19 protein-coding genes and 1 pseudogene are annotated in these 17,454 nt (G+C 30.4%); 12 read left to right on the forward strand and 8 right to left on the reverse strand.

Going from position 1 to position 17,454, the window contains the following annotated elements; translation table 11 throughout:
* Positions 1–7: 7 nt before the first annotated feature.
* Positions 8–1,123, reverse strand: coding sequence for a chorismate-binding protein (locus AC0L4B_RS14045; protein WP_473437476.1), 1,116 nt, complete (start codon positions 1,121–1,123; stop codon positions 8–10).
* Positions 1,124–1,126: 3 nt separating this feature from the next.
* Positions 1,127–1,552: a PaaI family thioesterase gene (locus AC0L4B_RS14050; protein ID WP_473437477.1), complete on the reverse strand. Its 426-nt coding sequence runs from the start codon at positions 1,550–1,552 to the stop codon at positions 1,127–1,129.
* A 44-nt stretch (positions 1,553–1,596) separates the two neighbouring features.
* Between AC0L4B_RS14050 and AC0L4B_RS14055 the strand changes: the two genes are divergently transcribed.
* Positions 1,597–2,163: a GNAT family N-acetyltransferase gene (locus AC0L4B_RS14055; protein WP_473437478.1), complete on the forward strand. Its 567-nt coding sequence runs from the start codon at positions 1,597–1,599 to the stop codon at positions 2,161–2,163.
* A gap of 9 nt (positions 2,164–2,172) precedes the next feature.
* On the opposite strand, the gene porQ is transcribed toward AC0L4B_RS14055, so the two are convergent.
* From porQ to lon, 3 genes are all read right to left on the reverse strand, one after another.
* A complete protein-coding gene (porQ, locus tag AC0L4B_RS14060) occupies positions 2,173–3,195 on the reverse strand; it encodes a type IX secretion system protein PorQ (RefSeq protein ID WP_473437479.1) in 1,023 nt (340 codons plus the stop codon).
* Positions 3,196–3,250: 55 nt separating this feature from the next.
* Positions 3,251–4,306, reverse strand: coding sequence for a LysM peptidoglycan-binding domain-containing protein (locus tag AC0L4B_RS14065; RefSeq protein WP_473437480.1), 1,056 nt, complete (start codon positions 4,304–4,306; stop codon positions 3,251–3,253).
* A 204-nt stretch (positions 4,307–4,510) separates the two neighbouring features.
* The gene (gene lon / locus AC0L4B_RS14070) at positions 4,511–6,958 is read right to left on the reverse strand and encodes an endopeptidase La (protein ID WP_473437481.1); all 2,448 of its coding nucleotides are present in this window, start codon (positions 6,956–6,958) and stop codon (positions 4,511–4,513) included.
* 272 nt (positions 6,959–7,230) lie between these two features.
* On the opposite strand from lon, the gene AC0L4B_RS14075 reads away from it, so the two are divergent.
* The 11 genes from AC0L4B_RS14075 to AC0L4B_RS14125 all read left to right on the forward strand — a co-directional run bounded on the left by AC0L4B_RS14075 (position 7,231) and on the right by AC0L4B_RS14125 (position 14,243).
* Positions 7,231–7,785 carry an RNA polymerase sigma factor gene (locus AC0L4B_RS14075; protein ID WP_028290901.1) on the forward strand — a complete coding sequence of 185 codons (555 nt, stop codon included), beginning with the start codon at positions 7,231–7,233 and terminating at the stop codon, positions 7,783–7,785.
* A gap of 5 nt (positions 7,786–7,790) precedes the next feature.
* Positions 7,791–8,342 (forward strand): hypothetical protein, encoded by a 552-nt coding sequence (locus tag AC0L4B_RS14080; protein WP_473437482.1) that lies wholly within the window; start codon positions 7,791–7,793, stop codon positions 8,340–8,342.
* Positions 8,326–8,691, forward strand: coding sequence for a hypothetical protein (locus AC0L4B_RS14085; protein WP_473437483.1), 366 nt, complete (start codon positions 8,326–8,328; stop codon positions 8,689–8,691). The genes AC0L4B_RS14080 and AC0L4B_RS14085 overlap by 17 nt, the downstream gene beginning before the upstream one ends.
* Before the next feature lie 2 nt (positions 8,692–8,693).
* A complete protein-coding gene (locus AC0L4B_RS14090) occupies positions 8,694–9,407 on the forward strand; it encodes a DUF4097 family beta strand repeat-containing protein (protein ID WP_473437484.1) in 714 nt (237 codons plus the stop codon).
* Between the two features lie 27 nt (positions 9,408–9,434).
* Positions 9,435–10,169, forward strand: a complete 735-nt coding sequence (locus AC0L4B_RS14095) for a head GIN domain-containing protein (RefSeq protein WP_473437485.1) — start codon at positions 9,435–9,437, stop codon at positions 10,167–10,169.
* Between the two features lie 121 nt (positions 10,170–10,290).
* Entirely contained in the window at positions 10,291–10,653 is a 363-nt protein-coding gene (speD, locus tag AC0L4B_RS14100; protein WP_473437486.1) for an adenosylmethionine decarboxylase, read from the forward strand.
* 2 nt (positions 10,654–10,655) lie between these two features.
* Positions 10,656–11,450, forward strand: a complete 795-nt coding sequence (locus AC0L4B_RS14105; protein ID WP_473437487.1) for an ion transporter — start codon at positions 10,656–10,658, stop codon at positions 11,448–11,450.
* A gap of 4 nt (positions 11,451–11,454) precedes the next feature.
* Positions 11,455–11,913 carry a DUF4178 domain-containing protein gene (locus tag AC0L4B_RS14110; RefSeq protein WP_473437488.1) on the forward strand — a complete coding sequence of 153 codons (459 nt, stop codon included), beginning with the start codon at positions 11,455–11,457 and terminating at the stop codon, positions 11,911–11,913.
* Between the two features lie 21 nt (positions 11,914–11,934).
* Positions 11,935–12,219: a hypothetical protein gene (locus tag AC0L4B_RS14115; protein ID WP_473437489.1), complete on the forward strand. Its 285-nt coding sequence runs from the start codon at positions 11,935–11,937 to the stop codon at positions 12,217–12,219.
* A 13-nt stretch (positions 12,220–12,232) separates the two neighbouring features.
* Complete coding sequence (locus AC0L4B_RS14120; protein WP_473437490.1) at positions 12,233–12,619, forward strand: hypothetical protein; 387 nt, start codon at positions 12,233–12,235, stop codon at positions 12,617–12,619.
* A gap of 85 nt (positions 12,620–12,704) precedes the next feature.
* A complete protein-coding gene (locus AC0L4B_RS14125; RefSeq protein ID WP_473437491.1) occupies positions 12,705–14,243 on the forward strand; it encodes a polyamine aminopropyltransferase in 1,539 nt (512 codons plus the stop codon).
* A 66-nt stretch (positions 14,244–14,309) separates the two neighbouring features.
* On the opposite strand, the gene AC0L4B_RS14130 is transcribed toward AC0L4B_RS14125, so the two are convergent.
* From AC0L4B_RS14130 to AC0L4B_RS14140, 3 genes and pseudogenes are all read right to left on the reverse strand, one after another.
* Entirely contained in the window at positions 14,310–15,122 is an 813-nt protein-coding gene (locus AC0L4B_RS14130) for a hypothetical protein (protein WP_473437492.1), read from the reverse strand.
* Between the two features lie 34 nt (positions 15,123–15,156).
* Positions 15,157–16,457 (reverse strand): annotated as a pseudogene (locus tag AC0L4B_RS14135) (MFS transporter).
* A 90-nt stretch (positions 16,458–16,547) separates the two neighbouring features.
* Positions 16,548–17,378: a M48 family metallopeptidase gene (locus AC0L4B_RS14140; protein WP_028290912.1), complete on the reverse strand. Its 831-nt coding sequence runs from the start codon at positions 17,376–17,378 to the stop codon at positions 16,548–16,550.
* Positions 17,379–17,454 lie beyond the last annotated feature (76 nt).

Consider the following 17,454-nt stretch of genomic DNA (forward strand, 5'->3'; position numbering starts at 1 on the left):
AAAATGTTTATAAGAGGTTTTTAACAGTCTTGGATTTGGCAACGGTTTCGTCCCACTCTTTTTCAGGAATAGAATCTTTGGTAATACCACCTCCAACATAAATTAAAGCTTGATTGTCTTTTATTTGAAGACATCTTAAGTTAACAAACACATGCGACACACTTTTTACGGTTGCATAAGCGTTATTTTCTACATTTCTGCGGTTTGTATTTCTGGTTTTAGATTGTTTTAGATTGATTTCGCCTAAAAAACCTGTATAAAACTCACGATTATAACCTTCGTTATTTATAATAAATTGCTGTGCATTTTGTTTGGGTAAACCACAAACAGCAGGTGTTGGATGCAGTTGTTGTATTACAGATGCTAATCCTTTTTCTGGATTTAATAATCCTGAAATTTTAGTACGTAAATGCAATAACTTACCAGCTTTTATAGTTTCGGTTTGACTAACATTTAAAGTGTTTACATTATCTTGTAAACTATCCACAATAAAACTAGTGACCAATTGTTGTTCTTCTTTTTCTTTAGCTTGCCAAATAACCTCTTCTGTATCAATATAAGGCTGAGTACCTGCTAATGACATGGTTAAAAAACGATTACCTTCTACCTTTAACAAAGTTTCTGGAGTTGCACCTAACCACAACCCTACTTGAGGATGGTACCAACAATACACCATAGCTGTGGTGTAAGTATTTAACAGTTTTTGAAGTAAGCTTAATGTTTCGGTTTTAGAAAAATCTTGTGCTTCTACTCTAGAAACCACTACTTTTTTAAACGTGTTTGTATTTATTTCAGCTATAGCCTTTTCGACTAAATCTATATGTTTTTGTTTTGATGTTTCAGAAATTGAAGACTCTAAATTAGTCGTAATTGCCTTATTCTCTATTTCAAAACTAGTTTTTAATATTTTGCAATTTTCTAAAGGAAATAAAATGTTTTCGTTTTTATTTTGAAAAGGCGAAAACACAAAACCACTTGCTTTAAAATCTTTGGTATAATGAAGCTTAGTGTCGTCCTGAAGCATTGCCTTTACAACGCTTTCATTTGGTTTACGATAAGCTACAAATGGTAAATTATTGTTGAAATGAATATTTAATTGTTCAAAAAAATCGGGTGTTGTCATAAATTATTTCTTTTTTGGTAAAGAAATGGTTGACAATTTACACACAGAAATAAGGTTATCTGATTCATCTGTTACGCGAATATCTAACAACTGTGTTGTACGTCCTTTATGGATAAACGTTGCTCTAGCATATATAAATCCTGATTTTACGCTTTTTAAATGGTTTGCTGTAATTTCTAGACCTCTGACCATTACTTTTTCTTGGTCAGAAAATAATATAGCTGCAAAACTACCTACACTTTCTGCTAACGCAGCAGTTGCTCCACCATGCAAAACACCATCAGGTTGATGCACTTTAGGTGTAACAGGCATTCTAGACACTAAAAAGTCATCACCAAAGTCAATAAACTCAATCTCTAATGTTTCCATTAATGTGTTTTTACTCGCTTGATTTGCTTTAGTAATTACTTGTTGTTTAGTATACTTCATGTATCTTTAATTTTAATGTAAAAATACAAAACAAAGCACACAAAATGAAAGCTATAACATTGGAAAATGATCGTGTTAAATTAATACCTTTAGATTTAACCAATTACAAACATTTAACTACTATTGCTAGTGAAAAAGACTTAATCTATTACTCACCTAACCAAATAGACACACCAGAAACTTTAAAACAGTATGTGCAAGTTGCTTTAGATGGATTTAAACAGAATACAACATTACCATTTATTGTTTTTGATAAAGACAAACAAGCTTTTGCTGGAAGTACGCGTTTTGGATTAATACATCACAAAAACAAAGTCTTACATATTGGTTGGACATGGATTGGAAAAACTTTTCAAGGCACAGGATTAAATAGTCAGATGAAATTTTTAATGCTTCAATATGCTTTTGAAACTTTAGATTTTGAAAAAGTAGAATTTAGAATTGATGAACGTAATATTAAATCCAGAAAAGCTGTAGAAAAGTTAGGTACCACCTTAGAAGGTTTGTTACGCCAAAATACTATAATGAATGATGGCTTTAGACGAAATACTTGTTGTTATGGTATTTTAAAAAGTGAATGGAATACTATTAAATTAGAGCGATTTAAGTAATTGATAGTATTACTTGAGATCTATATTTAATCCAAAAAAGTTAGCATTACTTGCTGCTGTGTATTTTGCATGTGTATAGCTAAACCTTAATTTATTAATCTTTAAAGCAAAACCTGCTGATAAACCAGAAAAATTACGTTGATCAACAATTCGCAATTCTTCAGCACGTCTAAAGTTATAACCCAGTCTAATATTAAAACCCTTATCAGGAAACAATTCTGCTCCTAAAATTGTGTGCCTAATTACATTACTTAAAAAACCTACTTTTTCTTCAGTTTGGTTACCTTCTAAATCTGTAGTTGTTCTTGCTGGATTAGCTTCTGCAATTGGCCACTGCTGAAGATTTTCAAAAGTTAAATGCCAACGTAATGGAACATGTTCTAGCGTTTGAGATAAACCTAATGTAATGTCCAATGGTAAACTTTCGTTTTGTCCAGCATAAGTTGTGATTTGCGTCCCTAAATTTCGAACAACTAAAGCTGCTTGAAATTCTAAATCTTCATTAACATACATTAACCCTAAATCTGTAGCGATACCAAATGAATTATATTGCTCTAACGTTGATGTAATAAACTTAACATTAGTACCAAAGTAAAAATCTGAATATCCAATTTGCAACGCATAACCTAATGATAAAGCTGCTTCTGTACCAGTAAAGGTTCCGGTTGAAATTCCGTTTTCGTCATAACCATCAAAATCGCCATAATTAATATAGGTCATTCCTGCATGAAACGTTTGTGTACGCCTGTCCCAAGTGTAAGCATAAGCTGCTGTACCATATGTGATACCACCTAAATAATTACTAAAGTTTAATGCGAATTGGTTATCCATTTCTGGATTAATTGCAGAGGGATTATACAAACCTTGTGTAACGTCGTAATCTATATTAGTTAACACTTTACCTCCTAAAGCTGCTTGTCTTGGTGAAGATACTAAGTTTAAAAATTGATACGTTGATTGTCCACCCAATTGAGCATAACCAAATACGCCAAATAGCAGGATTAAAAGTGGGACAATTTTAGTTTTAAACATAGGTTGCAAAGTAAATAAATCTACTTTAAAACGCAGATAAAGAACATTTATTTTTTTACTTCAATTTTAGCTTTTGTCCTATTTGTAAATTATTGAATTTTACGTTGTTTAGTTCTGTTAACTTTTTAACCGTAGTATTGTATTTTTTAGAAAGTCTAAACAAATTATCACCTTTAACAACAGTATGATAATCAACACCTTCTTGATAGTTATTTGTTCCTATATTTTTTTTAGTCTCAGAAGCTTCTTTTTGTTTTTCAACTTCAATTAATTCTTTAACTTTTTCCTCTTCTTTTTCAATTGTTGCTAATTCATTTTTAAAAGATTCAGAGACTACAGTTTCATTTTTTTCCTGAATCACAACTTCTTGAACCTCTTTTCTTGCCTTTTTTTCAGCTTTTAATCTTTCTTTTTCCTTTGCTTTTTCTTCTTTTCTTTTAGCTGCTTCTAATTTCTTTTTCGCTTTAGCTAATTTTTTTTCAGCCTTAGCGACCTCTTTTGAGTCATGGTCATCTATACTATTCTCGTTACTATTATCAACAACAGGTACCATTAATGGTTTAGAGTAAGTGCTTTTCTTTTTTATAACTTTTTTAGCATCAGGACTAGTTGTTTTATCTGAAGTTGTCGCTTGAACCACAACTTGTGTTGACTGTGTTGGTGGTGGAGCAATTGTTGAAGGTGATTGACCAGGTCTAAGTTTTGCTATAACGCGTTCTTCTCCAACATAACTAATAACTGGACTACTTGAAGGCACTAAAACACGATGAATAATTTTTATATTTTGACCTGACTTTAATGTATTTAATTTTAACGCATTATCTTTTTTGATTTGTGCTTCATCGATATCATATTTTTTTGATAGTGTCGTTAGCGTTTCTCCTTTTTTTACTTGGTGCACTACAACATCAATATAGACAACTCCGTTTGGTGTTGTTTTTAATTGCTCAGCATTAGTTTTATCATGAGCCCTAAAAACATATTCACCTGTTTTAGTAGACATGAAGGCTTCTTTATCTTCAACTATAATTGGCAAAAATTCCTCTAGATTATCTTGTGCTCTTGCAATATATGCACTTAAAAACATGACTATAACTAATATGTTTTTCATTGTAATTATTTGATTTATTTTAACAAATATAAACTATTGACAATTATTGTAATACTCTAATTAGTTTTGAATAAAAAAAGCCCTTTTAAAATAAAAGAGCTTTTTTTGTGTCAACTTAAAGTTGTTTTAAGGTAATACTTATTCAGTTTAAAAACAGTATTACTACAATAGTTTAAACTACTGAATTGGTGTTATTTTTATTATTTATATTTTTTTAGCTTGTTTTACTTTTTGATCCGTAATTGCAATTTTAACAACATCCATCATATCAGAAACGTAATGAAAGGTTAATCCTTTTAAATATTCTGGTTTGATGTCTTCAATATCACGTCTGTTATCTTCACAAAGTAGTATTTCTTTAATTCTTGCTCGTTTTGCTGCTAATATTTTTTCTTTTATCCCTCCAACTGGTAAAACTTTACCACGAAGGGTAATTTCGCCTGTCATAGCAAGACTTTTCTTAACTTTACGCTGAGTAAATAATGATACTAAAGAAGTTAACATCGTTACACCTGCACTAGGTCCATCTTTTGGTGTTGCTCCTTCTGGCACGTGGATATGAACATTATATTTTTCAAACACCTCTGGTTTAATATTTAATTCCTCAGCATGCGCTTTAATGTATTCCATTGCAATGGTAGACGACTCCTTCATTACCTTACCTAAGTTACCTGTAATATTTAAAGCACCTTTACCTTTAGATAAAATAGATTCTATAAACAAGATATCTCCTCCTACTCTAGTCCAAGCTAAACCTGTAACAACTCCTGCAACATTGTTGTTTTCGTATTTATCGCGTTCTAGTTTTGGACCACCTAAAACTTCAATAATATTTTCGTTTGAAATTTTAATATTATAGTCCTGTTCCATCGCTATATTTTTGGCAGCATAACGCACCATTTTAGCAATTTGTTTTTCTAAACCACGTACACCAGACTCACGTGTGTAACCTTCTACTATTTTTTCAAGTTGAGGCTTACCTATTTTTAAGTGCTTATCTGTTAAACCGTGTTCTTTTAATTGTTTTGGTAATAAATGACGTTTAGCAATTTCTACTTTTTCTTCAATAGTATAACCCGTAACGTTAATTATTTCCATTCTGTCTCTTAAAGCAGGCTGAATAGTATTTAAGCTATTTGACGTCGCAATAAACATGACTTTAGATAAATCGTATCCCATTTCTAGGAAATTATCATGAAACTCGCCATTTTGTTCTGGATCTAAAACTTCTAACAATGCAGACGATGGATCACCTTGATGAGAGTTTGAAAGCTTATCGATTTCATCTAAAACAAAAACCGGATTTGATGTACCTGCTTTTTTAAGGCTTTGTAAAATACGTCCTGGCATAGCACCAATGTATGTTTTACGGTGTCCTCTAATCTCAGCCTCATCACGCAAACCACCTAAACTCATGCGTACATATTCACGACCTAAAGCTTCTGCTATAGATTTACCTAACGATGTTTTACCAACTCCTGGAGGTCCGTAAAGACAAAGAATTGGAGATTTCATATCGTTACGTAGTTTTAAAACAGCAAGATGCTCGATAATACGTTTTTTAACATCATCTAATCCATAATGATCACGATCTAATATTTTTTCAGCACGTTGTAAATCAAATTTATCTTTACTAAAAGAACTCCAAGGTAAATCTAAAAATAAATCTAGGTAATTACGTTGTATAGAATACTCGGCTACCTGAGGATTCATACGTTGCATTTTAGCTAATTCTTTATCAAAATGTTTCCCAACTTTCTCGTCCCATTTTTTAGTTTTAGCACGTCTTTTCATGTCTTCAATCTCCTCAGCATTACCACCTCCAAGTTCTTCTTGAATGGTTTTTAATTGCTGATTTAAAAAGTACTCACGTTGTTGTTGGTTTAAATCGCTTTGTACTTTAGACTGAATATCGTTTTTAAGTTCTAGTTTTTGAAACTCGACGTTCATGTAACGTAGTGTTTCTAAAGCACGCTCTTTAAGATGATTCATTTCTAAAAGCGCTTGTTTTTCGTCTACTTTTAAATTCATGTTAGACGAGACAAAGTTTATTAAAAACGAATCGCTTTCAATATTTTTAATAGCAAACGTTGCTTCTGTTGGGATATTTGGACTATCCTTAATAATTTGTACTGCAAGCTCTTTAATACTATCAATAATGGCAGCAAACTCTTTATTTTTAGCTGCTGGTTTTGCTTGAGGCACTTCTTTTACTGTAGCTTTAATGTAAGGCTCTTCAGTAATAACTTGATCTATTTCAAAGCGTTTTTTACCTTGTATGATAACTGTTGTATTACCATCAGGCATTTTTAATACCTTTAAAATTCTGGCAACTGTACCTATTTTATGTAAATCCTCAGCTTTTGGGTCTTCAACAGCTTCATCAATCTGAGACACTACACCAATAACTTTTCCGCCTTTATTGGCATCATTAATTAATTTTATAGACTTATCTCTACCTGCTGTAATTGGGATTACAACACCTGGAAATAATACGGTGTTACGTAATGATAAAATAGGCAAAGATTCTGGCAGCTCTTCTTTAGCTATTTTTTCTTCATCTTCTGGAGTCATTAACGGTATTAGCTCTGAGTTTTCATCAAAGTCTTGTAATGACAAACTGTCAAGTGAAATAAAGTTTGATTTTTTCATAGATATATATATAAGTCAAAATGTCACTAAAATAGTTTCAAATGGACTATTTCTTTTTTTAATATTAAACTTAAAATTTGCTATTATGTTGATATGATTAAGCTTATCAATATAATGTAGCATACTTTCAGTATTAAAAATTCAATTAATGTGCCACAATAATGTTTTTAGCATTAAATAGAACTTGATGATTATTTTAAATAAAAATATTTTTTTAAAAAAAAGTGTAACAAACTGTTTTAACTTTCCTCTTTATATAAAACAAACCATTTTTGACACTAACCAAACATACTATAGAGCAACTTGTAACGCTTTGCATATCTGGAAACCAATTAGCGCAATTGGAAATATATAACAGATATTACAAAGCCATGTACAATACGTCTTATAGAATTGTAAACAATAGTTTTGAAGCTGAAGATATAATGCAAGAGTCCTTTTTGACCGCATTTACTAAGCTTGAAAAACTAAAAGAAATTAGCACATTTACTGCTTGGTTAAAGCGTATAGTTGTTAATAATAGCATACAAGCTTTTAATAAAAATAAAAAAAACGGAGAAGTTGGATTGGACGATGTATTATACAAAATTGAAGACCATCAAGGTGTAGACACAACAACCGAAATAACATCTGTTAAAGCAAAACAAATTTTAGACCATTTAAACCAATTAAAATCTAATTATAAAATTGCACTAACCCTACATTTAATTGAAGGATATGATTACGAAGAAATTAGCCAAATAATGGAAATTAGCTATGCTAATTGCAGAACAACAGTCTCTAGAGCAAAAGAGAGTTTAAGAAAAAAATTAGAACAATTAAACTAATTGTTATGAACAACGATATAGATAATTTATTTAAAAGTTTAGACAATCAATTTGATGTCGAAACCCCAAATTTAGGACACCAACAGCGGTTTTTAGATAAGCTAAACAGTTCCAAAACCGAAACTGTAGTAGCACATACTAAAAAGACTTACTGGAAGCCACTATTAGCTGTAGCAGCATCTATAGTATTAATAGTTACGCTAACGTTTAATTTAAAACCAGAACAGAAAACAAAGGATTTAGCAAGTATATCTCCCGAATTAGCAGAGACACAAAACTTTTTTTCTAACACTATAGCTTTTGAATTAAATAAACTAAACACAGAAAAAAGTCCTGAAACACAAAAACTAGTAAACGATGCTTTAACACGTTTAGAACAACTTGAAACTGAATACCAAAACTTAAAATTAAACCTAATTGAAAGTGGCGAAGACCAACGTGTTATTTACGCTATGATTACCAATTTTCAAAACCGAATAGACCTACTACAAAGTACATTGTTACAAATTGAAGCGGTTAAAAACTTAAAACAAAACTCCTATGAAACTACTATATAAACTAACACTTTGTCTTTTATTACCTGTATTTGCAATAGCAAATAATGGTACTTGGGAAGGTAAACACACTAAAACTAAAAAAATTAATAAAGAATATACTGTAAGTGACAATGCTACATTAAAAGTAGCTAACAAATATGGAAATTTAGATATTGTTACATGGACAGGAAACACCATTGCTATTGAAGTTACAATCACTACCAATGGTAATGATTTAGAAGATGTACAAAAACGTTTAAATGAAATAGATGTAACCTTTTCTGCTACGTCAAGTTATGTGTCTGCTGAAACTATTATTGGTAAAAAGAAAAAAGCTCTTGGTGGAATTGGTCTAGTAATGACGATGTAAACATGAAAATTAATTACATAATAAAACTACCAATTACTAATAATGTAAACCTAAATAACGACTACGGTAATATAACTGTAGACACACTTAAAGGTCGTGCTGAAATTAGCTGTGATTATGGTAAAATAACAACTAAAGAGTTACTTGCAGATAACAACATAATCAAGTTTGACTACACTAATAATAGTTATTTTGAATACATCAAAAGTGGAAAAATCAATGCGGATTACAGTGGTTTTACAGTCGCAAAAACTAAAGAGCTTACTATTATTGCTGATTATACTAAGTCTTTAGTTGAAATAGCAGAAAACATAAAATATAATTGTGACTATGGTAGCCTAAGGGTAAATAAATTAAACACCATTTCTGGTAACGGAAACTATCTTACTGTAGTGCTAGGTGATGTTTACAAAAATGTAAATCTTAATGCAGATTATGGTTCTATCAAAATAGGAAAGATGAATAAAAATGCAGGTGATGTCACTATTGAATCTGATTATGTAGGTATCAAAATTGGTATTGATCCTGATTATGCTTTTGATTTTGATATCAATCTTGAATATGGTAACCTTAAAGGAGAAGACGACTTTAATATACAAACCAAAAGCATCAAAAACTCAGACAAATATTACACAGGTTACCATAACAGCAATACCTCTGGTAATTTAATTAGAATAAACTCAGAATACGGAAGCGTAACCTTTGATAAAAAATAATCAATTAACAATAAATAATCAATCATCATGAAACTATTAAAAACAACACTAGTCTTAGCCTTAACTGTAATGAGTTTGACCTCTTGTAATGCACAATGGGGAAACGGAAAAAAGATAAAAGGTAACGGAAATTACACCACAATAAAAAGATCTACATCAGATTATGATGCCATTAAATTAGCAGGTTGGATGGATTTTGAATTGGTCTCTGGTACAGAAGGCACTATTATTTTAGAAGGAGAAGAAAACTTATTAAACTATATTACAACTGAAGTTAAATCTAACAGCTTAATAATTAAAATTGAAAACAATATAAACTTAAAACCTAGCGGAAACAAAACCATTAAAATTACTGTTCCGTTTGAAGATATTGACAAAGTAACATTATCAGGTTCTGGAGATGTTACCTCTAATACAACTATTAACTCCAAAAAATTTGAAGCTAGAGTATCAGGTTCTGGAGATGTTACTTTAGATGTACAATCCTCATCTATTGAAGGTAGTGTAACAGGTTCTGGAGATCTAACATTAACAGGAAACACTAAAAACTTAAACGCTAGCGTTACAGGTTCTGGAGATTTTCATGGAGAAAAATTACAATCCGATAATACCGAAGCAAAAGTTACAGGTTCTGGAGGTATAAAAGTATACAGCAATAATAGTTTAAAAGCTAAAGTAACAGGTTCTGGAGATATACATTATAAAGGTAATCCTTCAAATGTTGATAAAAAAATCACTGGATCTGGAGATATTAGCGACTAGAGTCCCTTAACATAAGTTTTAAAAGCCATTATTTGTCAAACAAGTAATGGCTTTTTACTTTTATTGGTAAATCTTTTTTTATGATTTAAAAATATTCCTACAGGAATATTATATTTGAGCTATGCAAAAAAGCTTAGGATATCAAACCACTGTAGATTTTTATAATTGTAACCACGACATCATTAATTCTGTTTCTGCAATTACTGACATATTAGAAAAAGCTGCTAAATTAATGCAGTTAAACATTGTTAATACCACAATACATCAGTTTTCTCCAATTGGTATCAGTGGAGTTATTGTTATTAAAGAAAGTCATATTGCCATACATACTTGGCCTGAACACAACTATGTGGCTCTAGATTTTTTTACTTGTAGTACTTTTAACGATTTAGAAGAAGGTATTTTATGGATTCAAAAACAATTTAAATCTGATAAAATAGAACAACAATTTTCTCAAAGAGGTTTTCTAACCAAAATAATATAACTATGAGTTTAAAAAAAACAATAGCTAATTATTTTGATGACGAAAAAGGAAATGCAAAAGGTGAAGCTTTTTTAGAATATTTTATTTCTGTTTTAATTTTAATTAACGTTCTAGCAATCATACTAGAATCCTACCAATCGATTTATACTAAATATAAGTTTGTATTCACTTTTATTGAGCTCTTTTCAATTATAATATTTTCAACTGAATATATTATTCGTATTTGGGTTTCAGATTTAATTTATCCCAAATTATCACCTACAAAAGCTAGATTAAAATACATATTTTCATTTATGGGTCTTGTAGACTTAGCCTCTATTTTACCTTTTTATCTTCCATTTATTGTCACTTTAGACTTAAGAATTATTAGATTGTTACGTTTGTTTAGGCTACTTAGAGTTTTAAAATTAAACCGTAATTTTAAAAGTTTAGCAGTTATAAGGTCTGTTATTGTTAAGACAAAAAACGAAATTTTGGTATCAGCAATTTTAGTTTTTATACTATTAATAATAGCCTCTACATTAATGTTTTATATTGAAAATAAAGCACAACCAGAAGCTTTTGAAAACATTGGTCAAGCCCTTTGGTGGGCAGTTGCAACACTTACAACTGTAGGGTATGGTGATATTTACCCAATAACAGGTTTGGGCAAAATAATGAGTGCTGTTATTGCCCTGTTAGGTATTGGTTTTGTTGCACTACCTACAGGTATAATTAGCTCTGCTTATATTGAAGAAATTAGAAATCAAAAAAATCACAACGATGCTTTTGTCCGCATTGTAAAAAAGAAATTATAGAATAATGTTTGCAAACAAAGAACAATACCCATTAAATAAACTTAAAGTTGGCTTTTCGTTTAAACTATTTAAACAACAATGGGACATCATTGAAATTGCAGAATATAGCTGGAATTCTGGTAACATGAGTGTTGAATATACAATTGAAAATTCTGATAAAAAAGCATTTTTAGAAGTAGAATTTTACAGAGGAAAATTTGAAGTCATTTACAGTGAAGCTTTAACTTTAAATAATATAAATTTAGATTTAATCATTGTAGATGGCTATTTATTATTTGAAAACAAGAAATATAAATTAGAAGAAACATACTCAGGATCTTATAGAAATATGACTACTTTTACAAGTACAGAAAACCTTACAAGTTATCAGTTTTACTTTAAAGCTAAATGCATTACTATTGAAAAATGGAATGATGGTAGCATCGAAAGCTTTATTGGAGAAGAAATTAAACCAAAAAAATAACTAACATAAACACTTTATAAAATGACTAAACATCTTATATATACTACTATAATTAGCATCTTATTTATATCCTGTAGTTCTTCTGATAAAGAAATTAAAACAATTACTATTGAACCTTCTCAAGCCATATTAAAAAGTATAGCTAACAACGATTTTTCAATTGTTTTAGATGATATGAAGATTGATGAAACAGAAAATTTAATAGTACATAAGCACAAATACAAGGTATTAGAATTAAAAAACGACTCCTTACATAGTACTGACAAAGATTGGTCTGTAGTTAATCAAAGCTTTTTTAAACCATAAAAATGATTTAGGAATGGAAATTTTATCTAGACATAATGGTAAAGTTTCCACATTGGCACAACCTGTTGGTTATGGTTGGGCAATTGGTAATAGTGCACATGGTGAATGGGAAGAAACTTCTACAGACAGTACAAGTACTAAATCTCATGGCACATCATCTCATGGACGCTGGAGAACTCATTCTACTAGTCCTTTCTTCTGGTTATGGTTAGGCTCAAGAAGAAGTTTTTTTAGAAATGATTATAATAATTACAGAACGTATAATACCTCTGGAAGAAGTTATTATGGGCAAAATAACAATAATACTTATACTCATGGTACCAGAAGTAGTTATCAAAAAAATCAAGACCTTCATTTTTTACAAGAAAAAGTCAAAACTCTACCAGTTGGAATAATCTAGAAAAAAGAACAAGTAGAAGCTCTTCTAGGTACAAATCAGGATCAAGTACACGATCTAGATCAGGTGGAATAGGAAAATAGATATTTTGGGATACACAAAAAAGCAAAAATCATTTGCATTAAAAATTGCATTATTTGCAACAGGATTAAGTGGTATTGTCGCAGAATATATACTATCTACTTTGGCATCATACTTTATTGGTAACGCAATATTGCAATTCACTTTAATTGTTTCTATTATGTTATTTGCAATGGGCTTAGGTAGTCGGTTATCTAGACTATTTACTGGTAACGTCGTCCTATCATTTGTAATTACTGAGTTAGTATTATCTGTATTTATATCTTTTTCAGCTATAATTTGTTATTTAATTTATGGATATACAGATTTTTCATGGTTAATAATATATATGTTTTCCATACTAATTGGATTGTTAATTGGTTTAGAAATACCACTTGCTACACGTATTAATGATGATTACGAAGAGCTTAGACTTAACATCTCTAATATTTTAGAAAAAGACTATTTTGGAAGTCTAATTGGAGGCTTATTTTTTGCTTTTGTAGGTCTGCCCTACTTAGGTTTAACTTACACTCCTTTTATTTTAGGTTTTCTAAACCTAAGTGTGTCATTTTGGCTATTTGTAGTTTTAAAAGACACTTTTTCAACTAAAATAAAAAAAACCTTAATATTAGCATACATAGTTGTTACAAGCTGTATTGCTTTAGGTATCTATTTTGCTAATCCTATTATACAATATGGAGAACAAGCAAAATACAAAGATAAAATTGTTTTTAGCCAACAAACAAAATATCAAAAAATTGTAATTACTAAATGGAATGAATGGCACTCCTTATACATAAATGGTAATCAGCAATTATCTTCATTTGACGAATTTATGTATCACGAGCCTATGGCTCACATGACTATGAATTTAGCCGAAAAAAATAATATTTTAATTTTAGGTGGTGGAGATGGCTGTTTAGCTAGAGAGGTTTTAAAATATGATAATATTGAAACAATAACTTTAGTTGATTTAGATCCAGTTATGTTGGAATTAGGAAAAAACAACAAAACTTTTAAATCACTAAACAACAATGCTTTAAACAACTCTAAAATAAAAACAATTGCTGCAGATGCTTTTACTTTTTTAGAAAATAAAACAATTGATTATGATGTGATTTTTGTTGATCTTCCTGACCCTAATAATGTTGATTTAAATAAACTATACACCAAAGAGTTTTATCTACTATGCAGTCAAAGGTTAACAAAAAATGGAATAATGATTACTCAAAGTGGCAGTCCATACTATGCAACTAAAGCTTTTTATTGTATTGAAAAAACTATGCAAGCAGCTAATTTTAATACTATACCCTTACATAATCAAATTTTAACTCTTGGAGAATGGGGTTGGATTATAGGTAGCAAACAAAAAATTTCTAGCCAACAAATACAAAATATAGATGTATCTAAAATTGACTCTTTAAAATGGTTAAATAATCAATCTATACACTTACTAACATCATTTGGCAAACCTTTGTCTGACACAACAAACATTAAAATCAACACTATTTTTAACCCTAAATTATATACTTACTATAAAGAAGGGAATTGGAATTTATACTAAATACCAGTATTATTACAAAAAAAGCCACTATTAAATAGTGGCTTTCTTTTTTCTAATTATAATATTTTAGTTTAAAATAACTTCGTTTAGTTCTGCTAAAACAGAAGTTGTAATACTATCATCACCATCGTAAACATTTCCTTCGTATTTAATAAGACCTACATCTTCTGCAAAATAATAAAAGTATTCAGCTGAACTATCCGGTAATCCAGCTACTTGATATGTAGAGTTTGCTTTAACTTTAATTACTGGACTATAAGTAGTACCATTAACCTCAACGCTTATCCCTTTTTCCATAATTTCATTATTATAAGTTACATTAACGCTACTATCTGGGACATCAGGTAAACCATCCATTAATACTTCTGTAGAAGTCGTTATACTGTAATTACTGGTCCATGTCTCTCCAACTTCTAAATAGTCCTTTAATATTATAAAACTGTAAGACGATTGAGAAATTTGATAAACACCACTAACTTCAAAAGATGTACTAGCTGCACTAATGTGATAATCTCCTCCATTTTTACTAGAATACCAATTAACCTCTAAATCTCCTGTTACAGAGCCGTCTGTACTAGTTGAACTTGGCAAAAAAGAACTATATAAATAAGAAGGGAAACCTAAATAATCTTCCTGTAAAGAAATTTCCATAATACCATCTTCTTCTTGTTGACCATCAATATAGTTATCAAAAGTCCATTTATTTCCTGTAGCCATTGGCCAATAGTCACCTGTAGACTCACCTCCAGATTCTCCAATAACATCATTATTTTCAAATGGTGAATCACTGTTTGTTTCAAGGTCAAAACCTTCTAATGCTTCGTTTTCACAACTAAATACAATTAATAATAAGGATAATAGCGATAAAGTTTTTTTCATGTTATATAAGTTTTAGACAATAAACTTAAGATAATTAATTTAATTCTCCTTGTTTTGGTACTCTAAAAAGCAATACAATTCCAATTAAAAAAAAGATAAATAAAAACAAAATTGCATTTCGCATCGTACTAATTTGGTCTACAACAGCAAAAACAGTCATACCTATAACAATACCTATTTTTTCTGCGACATCAAAAAAGCTAAAATATGATGTTGTATCTTCAGTATTATCTGGTAAAAATTTTGAATAAGTAGACCTTGCTAAACTTTGGACACCTCCCATAACTAAACCTACAAATCCTGCTGCTATATAAAACTGAACTGGTGTAATCATAAAATAGGCGTAAAAACATAACAGCATCCATATTATATTAACAACAATTAAAGTTTTAACGTTACCATATTTTGCTGAAGCTTTAGAAGTTAAAATAGCTCCTAATATTGCCACAAGTTGTATGACTAATATACTAACAATCAAACCTTGTGTTTTTTGGGCATCATCTAGCCATGCAATTTCTTTTTCTCCAAAATAAACCGCCATTAACATTATAGTTTGCACAGCCATACTAAACACGAAAAAGGCATATAAATAGCGTTTTAATCTTAAATTTTGTTTTAGTTGAAACCAAACTATTTTCAACTCTTTAAATCCATTAAACAATACGTCTTTTGTCACTTTATGTCCTTGAGAAACTCCTTTTGGTAATATATAAAAAGTGTATTGACTAAATACTAACCACCAAATACCAACGGTTATAAATGAATACCTCATCATTTCAACTTTTTCGGCTCCAGTTTCCTGAGTCATAACCATCCCTAAATTAGCAACAAGTAATATAACACTACCAATGTAACCTAAAGAAAATCCTTTGGCACTAATTTGATCTTGTTGCTCATCAAAAGCTATATCTGGTAAATAGGAATTATAGAATACTAAACTTCCCCAATACCCTAACAGTCCCATGAAATAGAATAATAAACTAACATGAATACTTTCTTTTGAAAACCAGTACAGTCCAATACAACCAAAACTACCTAAGTAACAAAAAAACTTCATAAAGTTTTTTTATTACCTACATAATCTGCAATACCAGATAAAATTGGTGATGTAAAAGTTACGACTAAAAAAGTAAAAGCTGTAATAATTGAAATTAACACAGTTGGCTTCATTACAAAGCCAAAAGCAGCTATAGTTTCGTCTTCAGAGGTAAACAAAGTTCCATAAAACAAAGGAAATATTGACGATGCTATAGTTAAGGTATATACTGAATTTGCCCAATCATAAAATGCCCAAGCATTCAACAACTTTTTACTTCCTTTTTTAAGATGTTCCATTTAATTTTGATTAGTTAGTGCCTAAAAATACAAAAGCTGCTCTTGATATCAAGAACAGCTTGTAAAGTAATTTAATATTTTAATACTAACTTAATATTGACCTAACGGTCTAAAGCTAGAGACACCAAATTTTTTAGCTTCTGCTTTAGCTGTAGGTGACAATGCAGTTAAGTTATCTATACGTGTTTGGTTAGCTGGATGCGTACTTAAAAACTCTGGTGGTGCAGATCCACCACTAGCTTGAGCCATACGTCTCCATAAGTTTGCAGCTTCATCTGGATTATATCCTGCTATTGCAGTTAAAATTAAACCAATACGATCTGCTTCTGTTTCATGACTTCTACTAAATGGTAACATTCCTAAAACATTAGATCCAACGCCATAATACTGATTAAAAGCATTACGTTGGTTATCATCTGTAATAGCAATGTTTCCTGCAACAGCTAGACCTTGCTGAATGTAAGAAGCACTCATACGTTGTTGACCATGATTAGCTAATGCGTGTGCAACTTCATGACCCATAATTGCTGCAACAGCAGTCTCGTTAGCTGCTACTGGTAAAATACCTGTGTAAAACACTATTTTTCCTCCAGGCATACACCATGCGTTTACAACATCTTCTTCAATTAAGTTATATTCCCACTTATAATCATTAAGGTAACCTTGTTGTCCATTGGCATTTAACCAACGTTCTGCAGCAACTGCAATACGTTGTCCAACACGTTTAATCATATCTGCACGAGTTGTCCCTGTTTCTACTTTACTTTCTGTTAGTACCTGATTATACTGTGCAAAAGCTGTAGGAAACAATTGTGCATTAGATACAAATGCTAATGTTTTTTTTCCTGTAAATGGGTTAGTTGCACAAGACATTACTAAAAGTAAAACTAATGTTGCAACTATGGATTTTTTAAATTTCATGACTATTTTTAATTATTTCTTTCTATAAAGCTACAAAAACTTAGGCAAATTTAACATATTTCACACTATAAAGACC

It is taken from the genome of Olleya sp. NP1-10 (genome assembly GCF_055804415.1).

Bases quoted from the DNA above. Each gene is read 5' to 3' on its own strand.
- AC0L4B_RS14120 (WP_473437490.1), top strand. From the start codon at position 12,233: ATGGAAATTTTATCTAGACATAATGGTAAAGTTTCCACATTGGCACAA.
- AC0L4B_RS14090 (WP_473437484.1), top strand. From the start codon at position 8,694: ATGAAAATTAATTACATAATAAAACTACCAATTACTAATAATGTAAAC.
- AC0L4B_RS14105 (WP_473437487.1), top strand. From the start codon at position 10,656: ATGAGTTTAAAAAAAACAATAGCTAATTATTTTGATGACGAAAAAGGA.
- AC0L4B_RS14110 (WP_473437488.1), top strand. From the start codon at position 11,455: ATGTTTGCAAACAAAGAACAATACCCATTAAATAAACTTAAAGTTGGC.
- AC0L4B_RS14140 (WP_028290912.1), bottom strand. From the start codon at position 17,378: ATGAAATTTAAAAAATCCATAGTTGCAACATTAGTTTTACTTTTAGTA.
- lon (WP_473437481.1), bottom strand. From the start codon at position 6,958: ATGAAAAAATCAAACTTTATTTCACTTGACAGTTTGTCATTACAAGAC.
- AC0L4B_RS14065 (WP_473437480.1), bottom strand. From the start codon at position 4,306: ATGAAAAACATATTAGTTATAGTCATGTTTTTAAGTGCATATATTGCA.
- speD (WP_473437486.1), top strand. From the start codon at position 10,291: ATGCAAAAAAGCTTAGGATATCAAACCACTGTAGATTTTTATAATTGT.
- AC0L4B_RS14045 (WP_473437476.1), bottom strand. From the start codon at position 1,123: ATGACAACACCCGATTTTTTTGAACAATTAAATATTCATTTCAACAAT.
- AC0L4B_RS14055 (WP_473437478.1), top strand. From the start codon at position 1,597: ATGAAAGCTATAACATTGGAAAATGATCGTGTTAAATTAATACCTTTA.
- AC0L4B_RS14115 (WP_473437489.1), top strand. From the start codon at position 11,935: ATGACTAAACATCTTATATATACTACTATAATTAGCATCTTATTTATA.
- AC0L4B_RS14130 (WP_473437492.1), bottom strand. From the start codon at position 15,122: ATGAAAAAAACTTTATCGCTATTATCCTTATTATTAATTGTATTTAGT.
- AC0L4B_RS14095 (WP_473437485.1), top strand. From the start codon at position 9,435: ATGAAACTATTAAAAACAACACTAGTCTTAGCCTTAACTGTAATGAGT.
- AC0L4B_RS14085 (WP_473437483.1), top strand. From the start codon at position 8,326: ATGAAACTACTATATAAACTAACACTTTGTCTTTTATTACCTGTATTT.
- AC0L4B_RS14080 (WP_473437482.1), top strand. From the start codon at position 7,791: ATGAACAACGATATAGATAATTTATTTAAAAGTTTAGACAATCAATTT.
- AC0L4B_RS14050 (WP_473437477.1), bottom strand. From the start codon at position 1,552: ATGAAGTATACTAAACAACAAGTAATTACTAAAGCAAATCAAGCGAGT.
- porQ (WP_473437479.1), bottom strand. From the start codon at position 3,195: ATGTTTAAAACTAAAATTGTCCCACTTTTAATCCTGCTATTTGGCGTA.